Here is a 14861-nt window from a genome sequence, read left to right on the forward strand (position 1 = left end):
AATCCCATGGCAGACATCACCATCAGCCCCGATGAGATCCGTGATGCCCTGAAGGACTTCGTCTCGAACTACGAGCCGACGAAGGCCTCCACGGCCGAGGTCGGGCACGTCACCGACGCCGGTGACGGCATCGCCCACGTCGAAGGCCTCCCCGGCGTCATGGCCAACGAGCTGATCCGCTTCGCGGACGGCACGCTCGGCCTCGCCCAGAACCTCGACGAGGACTCGATCGGTGCCATCGTGCTCGGCGAGTTCTCCGGCGTCGAAGAGGGCCAGGAAGTCACCCGGACGGGCGAGGTCCTCTCGGCCCCGGTCGGCGACGCCTTCCTCGGCCGGGTCGTCGACCCGCTCGGCGCCCCGATCGACGGTCTCGGTGAGATCGCAGCCGAGGGCCGTCGCGCCCTCGAGCTGCAGGCACCGGGCGTCATGTCCCGCAAGTCGGTCCACGAGCCGATGCAGACCGGCATCAAGGCGATCGACGCGATGATCCCCGTCGGCCGCGGCCAGCGTCAGCTGATCATCGGCGACCGCCAGACCGGCAAGACGGCCATCGCGATCGACACGATCATCAACCAGAAGGCCAACTGGGAGTCGGGCGACGAGAACAAGCAGGTCCGCTGCATCTACGTCGCCATCGGTCAGAAGGGCTCCACGATCGCCTCCGTCAAGGGCGCGCTCGAGGACGCCGGTGCGATGGAGTACACGACCATTGTCGCGGCCCCCGCCTCCGACCCGGCCGGCTTCAAGTACCTCGCCCCGTACACCGGTTCGGCCATCGGCCAGCACTGGATGTACCAGGGCAAGCACGTCCTGATCATCTTCGACGACCTGTCGAAGCAGGCCGAGGCCTACCGTGCGGTGTCGCTCCTCCTGCGTCGTCCGCCGGGACGCGAGGCCTACCCGGGTGACGTCTTCTACCTGCACTCCCGTCTGCTGGAGCGTTGCGCGAAGTTGTCCGACGAGCTCGGCGCCGGATCGATGACGGGCCTCCCGATCATCGAGACCAAGGCGAACGACGTCTCGGCGTACATCCCGACCAACGTGATCTCGATCACCGACGGCCAGATCTTCCTGCAGTCCGACCTCTTCAACGCGAACCAGCGTCCGGCCGTCGACGTGGGCATCTCGGTGTCCCGCGTCGGTGGTGACGCCCAGGTGAAGTCGATCAAGAAGGTCTCCGGCACGCTGAAGCTCGAACTGGCGCAGTACCGCTCGCTCGAGGCGTTCGCGATGTTCGCGTCCGACCTCGACCAGGCGTCGCGTCGTCAGCTCGACCGTGGTGCGCGTCTGACGGAGCTGCTCAAGCAGCCGCAGTACTCGCCGTACCCGGTGGAGGAGCAGGTCGTCTCGATCTGGGCCGGTACCAACGGCAAGCTCGACACGGTCCCCGTGCCGGACGTGCTGCGCTTCGAGTCCGAGCTGCTCGACCACCTGCGTCGCAACTCCGACGTGCTCACGACCCTCCGCGAGACGAACCAGCTCAGCGACGACACCGTCGCCGCGATGTCCAAGGAGATCGACGAGTTCACGAAGAGCTTCCAGACGAGCGACGGCAAGACGCTCGGCTCGGAGCAGTTCGACGCCGCGGACTCCGAGGACGTCGACCAGGAGCAGATCGTCAAGGGTCGTCGCTAGATGGCAGCGCAGGTCCGGGTCTATCGTCAGCGGATCAAGTCCGCGAAGACCACGAAGAAGGTCACGCGCGCCATGGAGCTGATCTCGGCGTCGCGGATCCAGAAGGCGCAAGCCCGCATGGCCGCGTCCGGTCCGTACTCCCGTGCGGTGACCCGGGCCGTGTCGGCCGTGGCGACGTTCTCGAACGTCGACCACGTGCTGACCACCGAGCCGGCGACGTCGACCCGCGCGGCCGTGGTGCTGTTCACCTCGGACCGCGGTCTCAACGGCGCGTTCAGCACCAACGTCCTCAAGCAGGGCGAGGAGCTCGCCTCCCTGCTCCGCAGCGAGGGCAAGGACATCGTGTACTACCTGGTGGGGCGCAAGTCCGTCGGGTACTTCACGTTCCGTGAGCGTGCGTCGGAGCAGCAGTGGGTCGGCAACACCGACCAGCCGGAGTTCTCGACCGCCAAGGAGATCGGCGACGCCGTCGTGGCGAAGTTCCTGCAGGACACGGCAGAGGGTGGCGTGGACGAGATCCACATCGTCTTCAACCGGTTCCTCAGCCTCGCCACGCAGGAGCCGCAGGTCGTCCGCCTGCTGCCGCTCGAGGTCGTGGACGGAGTGGACGAGCCCCAGGGCGACGAGCCGCTGCCGCTGTACGAGTTCGAGCCGGACGCCGATGCAGTGCTCGACTCGCTGCTGCCGGTCTACATCGAGAGCCGCATCTTCAACGCCATGCTGCAGTCGGCTGCTTCCGAGCACGCCGCCCGTCAGAAGGCCATGAAGGCGGCGAGCGACAACGCCGACTCCCTGATCCGTGACTTCACCCGTCTCGCCAACAACGCGCGACAGGCTGAGATCACGCAGCAGATCTCCGAGATCGTCGGCGGCGCCGACGCCCTCTCGTCGAAGAAGAAGTAGTCCGCCGCGTGCGCGGACAGACACCCACCCCAGGAAGGCACCAGCCATGACCGACACCGCAACCACCGCGGTCGAGACGTCGTCGGCGCCCGGTGTCGGCCGGATCGCCCGTGTCACGGGTCCCGTCGTCGACATCGAGTTCCCGCATGACGCGATCCCGGAGATGTACAACCTCCTGTTCACGACGATCACCATCGGTGACTCGTCGCAGGAGATCGGCCTCGAGGTCGCCCAGCACCTCGGCGACGACCTCGTCCGTGCCATCTCCCTGAAGCCGACCGACGGCCTCGTCCGTGGTCAGGAAGTCCGTGACTCGGGCGCCCCGATCTCGGTCCCCGTCGGCGACGTCACCAAGGGCAAGGTCTTCGACGTCCTCGGCAACGTGCTCAACTCCGACGAGAAGATCGAGATCACCGAGCGCTGGCCGATCCACCGCAAGGCCCCGGCCTTCGACCAGCTCGAGTCCAAGACCTCGATGTTCGAGACCGGCATCAAGTCGATCGACCTCCTCACCCCGTACGTGCAGGGTGGCAAGATCGGCCTCTTCGGTGGTGCGGGCGTCGGCAAGACCGTCCTCATCCAGGAGATGATCCAGCGCGTCGCGCAGGACCACGGCGGTGTGTCGGTGTTCGCCGGTGTCGGTGAGCGCACCCGTGAGGGCAACGACCTCATCGGTGAGATGGAAGAGGCGGGGGTCTTCGACAAGACGGCCCTCGTGTTCGGCCAGATGGACGAGCCGCCGGGGACGCGTCTCCGCGTGGCCCTGTCGGCGCTGACGATGGCGGAGTACTTCCGTGACGTGCAGAAGCAGGACGTCCTGCTCTTCATCGACAACATCTTCCGCTTCACGCAGGCCGGTTCTGAGGTCTCCACGCTGCTCGGTCGCATGCCGTCCGCCGTGGGGTACCAGCCGAACCTCGCCGACGAGATGGGTGTGCTCCAGGAGCGCATCACCTCGACGCGTGGTCACTCGATCACCTCGCTGCAGGCGATCTACGTGCCGGCCGACGACTACACCGACCCGGCTCCGGCGACCACGTTCGCGCACCTCGACGCCACGACCGAGCTCTCCCGCGAGATCGCGTCCCAGGGGCTGTACCCGGCCATCGACCCGCTGACCTCCACGTCGCGGATCATGGACCCCCGGTACCTGGGCGCCGACCACTACGAGACGGCCACGCGCGTCAAGCAGATCCTCCAGAAGAACAAGGAACTGCAGGAGATCATCGCCATCCTCGGTGTCGACGAGCTCTCCGAAGAGGACAAGATCACGGTGGAGCGCGCTCGTCGCATCCAGCAGTTCCTGTCCCAGAACACCTACATGGCGAAGAAGTTCACCGGTGTCGAGGGCTCCACGGTGCCCCTCAAGGACACCATCGAGTCCTTCCGCGCCATCGCCGACGGCGAGTTCGACCACGTCGCGACGCAGGCGTTCTTCAACGTCGGTGGCATCAACGACGTGGAAGAGAAGTGGGCTCAGATCCAGAAGGAGAACCGCTGACATGGCGGGTCTCACCGTGAGCGTCGTCTCGGCTGACCGCGAGGTCTGGTCGGGCGACACCACCATGGTCGTCGCACGCACGACGGAGGGCCAGATCGGCATCCTCGCGGGGCACGAGCCGATGCTCGCGATCCTCGCTCAGGGTCAGGTCCGCATCACGCGGGCCGACGGCTCCACCGTCGCGGTCGACGCTGAGGACGGCTTCCTCTCCGTCGAGCACGACACGGTCACGATCGTGGCGCGGCAGGCCGCGCTGGCGTCCTGACCGGACTGACCGTCCTCCTCCCGCCGTCCGAGACGAAGCGGGAGGGTGGGGACACGGAGCGCACCCTCGACCTGGGTGCACTCTCGTTCCCGGAACTGGCCACAGAGCGGGCCGCGGTGATCACCTCGGCCCGCTCCGTCAGTTCCGAGGAGTCCTCTGCCCGGACGGCGTTGAAGCTCGGGCCGAAGTCGATCGCCGAACGACTCCGCAACCTGGTCCTCGAGACCAGTCCGACGATGCCGGCGATCGAGCGGTACACGGGCGTGCTCTACGACCCGTTGGACGCGCTGGCCGCGGACCCCGCGACCCGTTCCTGGTGGGACGACCACGTCGTGGTGCAGTCCGCGATGTTCGGTCCGGTCGGCGCGGGCGACCTGGTCCCCGCCTACCGGCTGTCGCACGACTCGCGACTGCCCGGGCTGCGACTCGCGTCGCTCTGGCCGGCTCCGGCCGCGAAGGCGTTGTCGACCCGTCCGCCGGGGTTGGTGCTCGACCTCCGCTCCGATGGGTACCGCGCGCTCGGCCCGGTGCCGGACGCCATTCCCCTGCGGGTGGTGAGCGTCGCCGGCGACGGTCGTCGGAAGGCACTCAACCACTGGAACAAGACCGCCAAGGGGCGGCTGGTGTCGCTGCTCGGTCGGACCGGTGCCGCGGTCTCGACGATGGTCGAGCTCAGCGAGTGGGCTGCGGTGCACGGGGTGATCGTCGAGCCGGTGGACGGCGGCTGGGACCTGGTCGCCGAGAGTCTCGAGCCCGTCACGGTCTGACGGCTCTCCCTCCACAGGGCGGTCGCGATGTGCGATCGTCCACGGGTCGTCGTCGCGGCCGTCCTGGAGGCTCGCCCCGCGTCAGGATCGTCGGCATGCGAACCACGGACACGACGACCACAGCGACCACTGCGACCACGATGAACGGCACGGCGACCGGCACGGCGAATGCCACGACGACCGGCACGACGAGCGACACGACCTTCGTCCGGTACAGCCACGAGATCGCTGCGGCGGTCACCCTGCCGAGTGGCGCCCGGGCGCTCGTGGCGCCGGGACCGCTGACGGCTGCCGCCGGCATCGCGCTGACGACGGCCTGCGCGGCACTGTCGACCAGGCTGGCGCTGCTCGCCTTCCTCGCCGATCCCCAGGCGGACGAGCCGATCGGCATCACCGGGCACGACCCGTTCACCGAGCCCACGCCTCCGGCCCTCGTCGGCGCCGGACCGGAACCGGACCGTGAACGCGTGCGTCGAGCGGGGGACCGGTGCGTGGACGCCTGGCGCCTCTGGACGCAGGACCGGGGTTCCGGTCAGTCGGTGGTCGGCGTCGCCGGCGCGCTCGGGCTCGGGGCCTGGTGCGCGTGGGCGGTCCACGCAGAGGCACGCGCGGCGACGCGAGCGCGGTACGCCCTGGATCTCCGGAGCCAGGACCCGCTCGCACGACTGGTGCTCCGGAGCTGCACCCTCGGCGTCCGGGCGGCGTGGCGTGGATGAGACCGGGTGCACCGCATCGTCTACGGTTGTGGTGCCGACGGAAGGAGCCGCACGTGCAGGACGACGAGGACCAGCTCGACGACACCGTGCTGCGCGCGTCGCTCCGGCACCCGGGCGACGCCGACGCGGATCCTCTCGACGACACGGTCCTGCGCCCCGGGCGACACCGAAGCCCTGTGTCGTCACCCCCCGCGTCGACACCTCCTGCGTCGTCACCCCCTGCGTCGTCACCTACCCCTGCTCTGCCGGCTGGTCCTGGTCCTGGTCCTGGTCCTGGTTCCGGTTCTGGCCGCGGGCCGAGCACCAGCCCGAGCCGCGATCACGGGGTCGACGTCCCCGTGCCGGTGCCGTCGGTGCGCATCGGTGGGCGGGTGTACCGCCTCGACCGTCCGGTGGTGGTCGGTCGCCGACCCGGACCCCCGCGTGTCGTCCAGGGCCCCGCCCCGCAGCTCGTGACCGTGCCCTCGCCAAGGGGAGTGGTCTCGTCGTCCCACGTCCTGTTCCACGCTGCCGGATCGACCGCGGTCGTCGACGACCTCCGCGCCACGAACGGCACGGTCGTCCGCGCTCCGGGAGCACCGCCGCACCGGATGCCCGCGGGTGCCTCGATGGTCGTGCTGACCGGTACGGTTGTCGACATCGGGGACGGTGCCACCATCGAGGTGCTGTCGCCGTACCTGCGGTCCGTCCCTCCCGGCGGCCGCGAGTCGTCCGGACCGCTGCCCGTACCACCTCCCACACCCGGTCCGTCCCGAACCCCCAGAGAGCGACCCTGAACCGTGACCGAACTCGGCCGTGCTGCCTCCTCCCACGCCATCGACCTGCCTGACGGCAACGGTGCGACGCTGACCCTGTCCTGGGGGGCCGCGACCGACGTCGGGCGTCGCCGGGACCACAACGAGGACAGCTACATCGTCGATGCCCCGTACTTCGTGGTGGCGGACGGCATGGGCGGGCACCTGGCGGGGGACCGGGCGTCGGACGCCGTCGTCCGTCGGCTCGGCGACTCCACGACGGAGCCGTTCGCCTCGCGCCAGACCATCCAGCGCGCGCTGCTGCTCGCGACCGCCGACATCGAGAAGGCGGCGGGCGGCAACGCGATCGGTGCCGGCACGACGGTCACCGGCGTCGCGCTCGTCGCGTCGCAGGGGCAGCCCTCGGCGCTCGTGTTCAACGTCGGCGACTCGCGTACCTACCGCAGCGACGCGGGCGCTCCGCTGAAGCGCCTGACGATCGACCACTCCGTCGTCCAGGAGATGGTGGACGCCGGCGTCCTGCGGGCCGAGGACGCCGAGTCCCACCCCGACAGCAACGTCATCACCCGCGCCGTGGGGTTCGGTGAGCCGCCGGAGCCGGACTGGTGGACCATCCCCCTCCGCACCGGTGACCGGTACGTCGTCTGCTCCGACGGGCTGACGAAGGAGATCGGCGACGTCGGCATCTCCCGCATCGCTGCGAAGGTCGACAACCCGCAGGAGCTCGCGGAACGCCTGGTCGGCGACGCCGTCATCGCCGGCGGTCGCGACAACGTCACGGTCGTCGTGCTGCAGGTCGACGCGGCCCCGGCAGTGTCGGACGACATCGAGGACACGCTGCCGCGTCGCTGACCTCGGCGGCAGGCGAAGCGCACCGAAGCGCACCGATCCGGACCACCAGGCCCGGGACATCCCCACCGAGGTACCGTGACCCACTCAGCCGGGAAGGAACGTCCATGGCCCGACGACTGCCGTCGACAGCTCCCGTGATCCCGGGCTTCAGCCCGGTGCACGTCCTCGGCTCCGGTGGCTTCGCCGACGTGTTCCTCTACGAGCAGGACATGCCCCGCCGGAAGGTGGCGGTGAAGGTCCTCCTCGACGAGGTCGTCGACGATCGCGTGCGTCAGATGTTCCAGGGTGAGGCGAACCTGATGGCACGCCTCAGCACGCACCCCTCGATCCTCACCGTCTTCCAGGCGAGTGTCGCGGCCGACGGACGTCCCTACCTCGTGATGGAACTGTGCTCGGCGTCGATCAGCGAGCGGTACCGCCGAGAGCCCGTCCCGGTGTCCCAGGTCCTCTCCGTCGGCGTGCGGATCGGATCGGCGCTCGAGACTGCGCACCGCGAAGGCGTCCTGCACCGTGACGTGAAGCCGTCGAACATCCTGCTCACGGCGTACGGCAACCCCGTGCTGTCGGACTTCGGGATCGCAGCGACGCTCGGTGAAGCCGACCCGGACGAGCCCGTCGGCATGTCCATCCCCTGGTCGGCGCCGGAGGTCCTCGCCGACGAGTCGCGCGGCACGATCCAGTCCGAGGTCTACTCGCTCGCTGCGACCGTCTACTCGCTGCTCGCCGGCCGCAGTCCCTTCGAGGTCCCGGGCGGGAAGAACGGCGCCGCGGACCTGATGGCACGGATCGACAAGGGCGGCCCGCGCCCGACCGGACGCCCGGACGTCCCGCCCACACTCGAACGGGTCCTGGGCGCGGCACTGTCCCGTCGGCCGCGCGACCGCCCGTCCACGGTGATGGAACTCGTGCGCGGCTTCCAGCAGGTCGAGGCCGAGTTGGGTCTCCCGCAGACCCCGGCCGAGGTCGCGGTGGAGGCCTGGGCGGTCACCACCCCCTCGCGTCCCGACGAGCAGACCGTCATCGCGGCCGTCGGTGCCGCTGCGGCGGGCGGCGTCGCCCGGTCGGGTCGACGCCGTCGGAACCGCTCCGACCTGCGTGGCGGTTCGGTGGCGAGTGCGTCGCAGAGCGTCGGCACCGTGCACCGGTCGGCCTCGACGGCTCGGGCACGCCGCGGGTCCCGCGCTGCACTGGTGTGGGCGACCGTCCTGTCCTCGGTCGTCGTGCTCGCGCTGGCCGTGACGACCGTCGCCGTCCTGACCCGCGGCGGTGACGACGCCGTCCCGGTGGTGTCGGACCTCAGCGCCACGGCCGGAGCGTCCACCGTCACGTTCCGGTGGACCGATCCGGGCCTCCGGCAGGGGGACACCTTCGTCGTGACGGCGGACGGAACGACGAGCCAGCAGACGGGGACGACGTTCGTCGCGACCGGACGACCGGGCGTCGAGCAGTGCATCCGGGTCGCGGTGAACCGGGACGGCCGCACGGGCGTGGACAGCGCCGAGCGGTGCGGCACGATCGGCGGAGCCCGGTGATCCGGCGGCTGCTCGCCGCCCGGCGTTCCGCGACCGTGACGACCGTGGTGGCCGTCGTGGTCGGGGCGGTCGTCGCCGGCACCGCTCTCGTGTCGAACGGGTACCACGCCCAGCGGGTCGACCTCGGCGACGGCACGGTGTGGGTGCCCTCGGCGCAGTACGGTGCCGTCGGCCGCGCCAACCCCCAGGTGCTCGAACTGAACACCGCGGTGGAGACCTCCTCGGACGCCACGTCCGTGCTGCAGCACGGGTCGATGGTCTACGCCGTCGACCAGACGAAGGGCACCGTCGCCCGCGTCGACGTCGCCGACGCCACCCTCGGCGACGCGGTGACCCTCCCCACCGGCTCGCCGACCGTCCTGTTCGCCGGTGACACCGCGGTCGTCGGCAACACGGACACCGGCGGGCTCTGGACCACCCCGACCCGCTCCCTCGACGAGTTCGACGCGTCGACCGACCCGCAGCTGACCCTCGGTGCCGACGCGGTCTTCGACGCCTCGACGGACCACGTCGCCGTCTACTCGCCCCGGACCGCTACCGCCTCGCTCGTCACCCTCGGGACGACGCCGACCGTCGAACGCCGTGTGACCGTCCGGATGGACCTCACACACGACTTCCAGGTCGCGACCGTCGGCGACCACCTCGCCGTCCTCGACCGCACCGACGGCGTGCTCTCGGTCGACGGCCGCACCGTCGACCTCGGGGCCCGCGTCGGCTCCGCACCGGCCCTCCAGCAGTCCACCGACGTCGGCGCCGACGTCACGGTGGCGGGGACGGCCGGCCTGGTCCGGGTGTCGGCGTCGGGGGCCGTGCAGCAGTCCGCCCTCGCCGTGTCCGGCCGGGCGGCCCGACCGTGGACCGACGACGGCTGCACGTTCGGCGCCTGGAGCGGTGGGCAGGCGGTCGACACGTGCGACGGTCGTGCGATGCAGGACCTGGACCGGGTGCCGGGAGGCGCCGCCCTCCAGGTCGTCCACAACGGTCGCACCGTGGTGGCGAACGACCCGGAGAGCGGACGTACCTGGGCCGTCGGACGGAGCGGCCAGCTCATCGACAACTGGGCGCAGCTCGTCGACCAGCAGGACGACCAGCAGCAGGAGCGTGCGTCCGACGACGACCCGGAGGTCGAGAAGGAACAGGCGCCGCCGGTCGCGGTCGACGACGACCTGGGCGCTCGTCCGGGGCGCACCACGACCCTCCCGGTCCTGCTCAACGACCACGATCCCAACGGCGACCCGCTCGTCGTCAGCGAGGTGGGTGACGTCGACGAACGGGTCGCGCGCGTCGCGATCGTGACGGACGGCCAGCAGCTGCAGATCTCGCTGCCCGCGGCGGCGACCGGCGTCGTGACGTTCCCGTACACGATCACCGACGGCAACGGCGGGTCGGACACGGCGACCGTCCGGGTGACCGTCCGGCCCGACTCGGAGAACGCCCCGCCTCGGCAGGTCCGCGACACCCGGGCCGACGTGGTCCGAGGTGGACACGTCTCGACGAACGTCCTCGGCGACTGGATCGACCCGGACGGCGACCCGGTCTACCTCGAGTCCGCCAGCCCGTCCGAGGGCGACCACACCTCGACGACCCCGGACGGCCTGCTCGACTACCGCAACGACAGCGGCCGCACGGGGGACCGGGTCCAGCAGGTCACGGTCAGCGACGGCCGCGACGCCGGCCGCGGATCCGTCACCGTGGCGGTGGCGGCGCAGGGTGACGTGCCGCTCCGGGCCGAGGGGTTCCCGGTCAGCGGGTACGCCGACAAGCCGTTCACGGTCGACCCCCTCGACCACGTCCGCGGTGGCAACGGTGCCGTCACGCTGACGAGCGTGTCCTCGGCGCGCGGCCTGACGGTCACGCCGAGCTACGACAGCGGGACGGTGGAGGTCGAGGCGCGGACGCCGGGCGACTGGCAGCTCGAGTACACGGTCTCGGACGGCACGAAGACCGCCAGCGGCGTGGTCCGGATCACCGTGCTCGCACCGCCCGACGCCTCGGCCGCGCCGGTCACGACCCCGAAGACCGTCTTCGTCACCACGCTGTCGACGAAGGACACCGACGTCACGGCGACCGACTTCGACCCGGCCGGCGGGGTCCTCCTCGTCACCGGGCTCGGCGGGCCGCCGAGCGGCTCCGGGGTGCAGGCGGACGTGGTCGACCAGCACATCGTCCGGGTCACCCTGACCGCGCCGCTCGAGGGCCCGGTGTCCTTCGGGTACACGGTCTCGAACGGGTTGGCGACGGCCACCGGCACGATCACGGTCGTCGAGATCCCCGAGCCGGACCGCATCCAGCCGCCGGTCGCCCAACCCGACACCGCGACCGTCCGGGTCGGCGCCGTCACCGACATCGACGTCCTGGCGAACGACACGCAGCCGGAGGGCGGTGCGATCTCGCTCCGGCCCGACCTGGTGCAGGACGTCCCGCGCGGCGGCGGCCTGCTGTTCGTCTCCGGCGACCACCTCCGCTACCTCGCACCGAACACCCCGGGCACGTACACGGCCGCCTACCGCGTCGCCGGTCCGGACGGCCAGACCGCGGACGCGACCGTCTCGGTGTCGGTCCGCGACCGCGACCGCGCGACGAACGGCGCCCCCGTGCCGCAGACCGTGACTGCACGCGTCGTCGCCGGGCAGTCGGTCCGTGTGTCGGTGCCGCTCACCGGGATCGACCCCGACGGTGACTCCGTGCAGCTGGTCGGCGTCGCGTCGAACCCGGAGAAGGGCTCGGTGGCCGACGTCACGTCCGACTCGCTGACCTACGAGGCCGGCGACTACTCGGCCGGGACCGACGAGTTCACGTACACCGTGGTCGACGCGCTCGGAGCCCGCGCCACGGGGACCGTCAGGGTGGGGATCGCACCGCGGGCCGACCAGGCCGGTCGGCCCGTCGCCGAACCCGACCGCATCACGATCCGCCCCGGTGGCTCGGTCTCGGTCCGCGTTCTGCAGAACGACTCCGACCCGGAGGGCGGCCGCCTCACCGTCACCGCGGTCGAACCCGGCGCGTCCGACGTCCGCGCGCGGATCGTCGGCGGCCAGACCGTGCAGGTCACTCCGCCGGCGTCCGCACGGCGTGGTGACTTCGCGGTCGCCTACACCGTGGCTGACGAACAGGGGGCGACGAGCACGGCCTTCGTCACCGTGACCGTCGACCGCGACGCCCTCCCGCTGCGTCCCGAGGTCGACGACACCGTCCTCGACCTGCAGGACGTCGTCGGACGGCAGAGCGTGACGGTGGACGTCCTCCGCAACGTCTTCTTCGCCGAGGGCACCGACGCTGACCTCCGCGTCGGCGTGGTCGCCGGCTACGGGGACGCCGCGTCCGTCACGAGCGACGACCGCCTCAACATCCGGGTCTCCGATGCCTCGCAGGTGATCCCGTTCTCGGTGACCCGACGTGACCATCCCGACGTGGTGTCCTACGGCTTCGTCCACCTCCCCGGATCCGACGACGCCCTGCCGCAACTCGACCGGACCGCGCCCGCGGTCTCGGTCCGGAGCGAGTCGACGGTGCGCATCCCGCTCTCGCGCTACGTCGTGACCGCGAGCGGGAAGACCGCGACCGTCACGGACCGAGGGGCCGTCAAGGCGACGCACGCCGACGGGGGCTCGCTCGTGCTCGACGACTCGACGCTGCAGTTCACGTCGTCGAAGCTCTACTTCGGCAAGGCGTCGATCTCGTTCGAGGTGACGGACGGCTCCGCGGCGAACGGCGGTGCCGGACGCGTCGCGACCCTCGTGCTGCCGATCACGGTGACACCCCGCTCCAACCAGCCACCGTCCCTGACCGGCACGACCATCGAGATGCAGCCGGGCGACCGACGCGTGCTCGACCTCACCAAGCTGACCGACTACCCGTACCCGGCGGACCTGCCCGAACTCCGGTGGTCCGTACTCGACCGGCCGGACGACGGCACGACAGCGACGATCTCCGGGCAGCGCCTGACCGTCGCCGTCGACGACTCGACCGCACCCGGAGCCCGGTCCACCATCGGGGTCGGTGTCGCCGACTCCACGAACCAGGGCCGGGCCGGACGGATCACCGTCGAGGTCGTCGCGTCCACCCGGCCGCTGGTCCAGCCCGGGCCGGACAGCGCCGTCGTGCGACGGGGGACCTCGACCACGATCGACGTCCTCGCCAACGACGGACAGACGAACCCGTTCCCGGGCCAGCCGTTGCGGGTCATCGACATCCGGGGTCTCGCGGGCGGCATCCCCGCCGGTGTGACCGTCACCCCGAGCGCCGACCGGTCGCGCCTCCGGGTGGGTGTCGCGGCGGACGCGCAACCGGTCGACACGCACCTGCAGTACCGGGTCGCGGACGCGACGGGCGACGCCGACCGATCGGTGTGGGGCGACGTGACGGTCTCCGTGCAGGACGTCCCCGACGCCCCCGGCACGCCGACCCGGACCGGCGCCGAGACCGGCGGGCAGATCACGCTGAGTTGGTCCACCCCGCGGGCGAACAACTCGCCGATCACCGGCTACCGAGTGACCGGGACCGGCGGCGTCGCGAAGGACTGCGGCACCGCGACCGTCTGCACCCTCACCGGACTGGACCCGACCCGGTCCTACCGGTTCAGCGTCCTGGCCGAGAACGCCCTCGGGAGCTCGCAGCCCTCGCCGCAGTCCGCCACCATGAGCGCCGACTTCGTCCCGGCGGCACCGACCGGGCTGTCCGTCGTGCCCGACCAGACGAACCCCGGCCAGCTCGACGTCTCGTGGGACGCGGTCCCGCGCCCGGCCACGGGCAGCGCCGTCGACGACCACGTGGTGACGATCGCCGGCCCGGGTCTCACCGACACGAAGCGGACCGGCACCGCGACGACCACGTCCTTCAGCGGTGCGACGAGTGGTGCGGTCTACGTCGTGACGGTCTCGCCGCGCAACGACGCGGCCCGGGACGGCACGGCGGTGCAGTGGAACAGTTCGACCGCGTCCGGCACCGCCGTCGGGACCCCAGGACCGCCGCAGGACGTCCGGGCCGTCACCGGCGACCAGCCGGACGACCAGGGCAAGTCGACCGTGACGATCACCTGGTCGCCTGCCGACGGCGCCGGGGGAGCGGGACCGACCTACCGGGTCTACCGGATCGCCTCGGGTACCAGCCCGAGCTGCGCCGCGCTGGCGGACCAGACGTCGCTCGGCGCGCAGTCCGGCACGACCGACTCGGGCGTCGGCGGCGGTGGTGTCCGCTACGCGGTCGTGTCCGACAACGGCCTGTTCTGCAACGTCGCCTCCGCCAGCGCGGTCGCCTACGAGACGCCCGGTGGAACCGCTTCGCCGACCGTCGCGGTCGTCCCCGGGGCGACGGCGAACCAGGCCGACGTCCGGGTCACCGCTCCGGGGTCGGACATCGACCACTACCGCCTACAGACCGGTTCGTCGGTCGTCACCCTGCAGCCCGGTCAGGCGTGGACCGGCGTGCCCGGTGCCGGCGCGCGCAACGCCGCAGCCACCGTCACCCTGCAGGCGTGCGGCGCACCCGGCGACGCCTTCTGCACCGGCAAGGACGCCTCCTGGTCGGGGACCGTCGCCGCGTTCGACACCGCGAGCACGGTGACCGGCGCGCAGGAGGGCACGCGGATCGCCCTCACCGGCCCCGCCGTCGGCGCAGGGGTCACCGTCACGTACACGGCACGGTGGTACAGCGACGCCGCCGGAACGGTCCCCATCGCCGCGCAGGCGTCCGACACCTGGCAGTCGGGCGGCACCGCCCCCACCGCACCGACCGGCGCTCGGTTCGTCCGGGTCCTCGTCACCGCCCAGTTGGACGCCGACCCGCGGTCCTCGGCGACGAACGAGAAGTCACCGGCGACGTCGGCGGTCGCGGCAGCGGACCCACCGCCGGACCCCGCCCCCGCGGACCCTGCGCCGGGGGACCCGGCACCGGCGCCCGGCTCCGGCGACCCGAGCCAGCCGACACCGTGACACCG

The 14861-nt window shown here is 71.4% G+C and carries 9 protein-coding genes; all 9 read left to right on the plus strand.

What is annotated here, in order from left to right:
- Positions 1–6 precede the first annotated feature (6 nt).
- Positions 7–1635 carry a F0F1 ATP synthase subunit alpha gene (atpA, locus tag QCD68_RS02765; RefSeq protein WP_111073618.1) on the plus strand — a complete coding sequence of 543 codons (1629 nt, stop codon included), beginning with the start codon at positions 7–9 and terminating at the stop codon, positions 1633–1635.
- Positions 1636–2538: a F0F1 ATP synthase subunit gamma gene (locus QCD68_RS02770; protein ID WP_111043790.1), complete on the plus strand. Its 903-nt coding sequence runs from the start codon at positions 1636–1638 to the stop codon at positions 2536–2538.
- A gap of 46 nt (positions 2539–2584) precedes the next feature.
- A complete protein-coding gene (gene atpD / locus QCD68_RS02775) occupies positions 2585–4039 on the plus strand; it encodes a F0F1 ATP synthase subunit beta (protein ID WP_111073617.1) in 1455 nt (484 codons plus the stop codon).
- A 1-nt stretch (position 4040) separates the two neighbouring features.
- Entirely contained in the window at positions 4041–4304 is a 264-nt protein-coding gene (locus QCD68_RS02780; RefSeq protein ID WP_110902146.1) for a F0F1 ATP synthase subunit epsilon, read from the plus strand.
- A 5-nt stretch (positions 4305–4309) separates the two neighbouring features.
- Entirely contained in the window at positions 4310–5071 is a 762-nt protein-coding gene (locus tag QCD68_RS02785; RefSeq protein WP_301221940.1) for a YaaA family protein, read from the plus strand.
- A gap of 95 nt (positions 5072–5166) precedes the next feature.
- Positions 5167–5787, plus strand: coding sequence for a hypothetical protein (locus QCD68_RS02790; protein ID WP_301221928.1), 621 nt, complete (start codon positions 5167–5169; stop codon positions 5785–5787).
- A gap of 779 nt (positions 5788–6566) precedes the next feature.
- A complete protein-coding gene (locus QCD68_RS02795; RefSeq protein WP_301221929.1) occupies positions 6567–7394 on the plus strand; it encodes a PP2C family protein-serine/threonine phosphatase in 828 nt (275 codons plus the stop codon).
- 104 nt (positions 7395–7498) lie between these two features.
- Positions 7499–8926, plus strand: coding sequence for a serine/threonine-protein kinase (locus tag QCD68_RS02800; protein ID WP_301221930.1), 1428 nt, complete (start codon positions 7499–7501; stop codon positions 8924–8926).
- Complete coding sequence (locus QCD68_RS02805; RefSeq protein WP_301221931.1) at positions 8923–14856, plus strand: Ig-like domain-containing protein; 5934 nt, start codon at positions 8923–8925, stop codon at positions 14854–14856. Before QCD68_RS02800 ends, QCD68_RS02805 begins: the two co-directional genes overlap by 4 nt.
- Positions 14857–14861: the final 5 nt, after the last annotated feature.

The sequence above is a fragment of the Curtobacterium sp. PsM8 genome (assembly GCF_030433875.1).
Lineage (GTDB): Bacteria > Actinomycetota > Actinomycetes > Actinomycetales > Microbacteriaceae > Curtobacterium.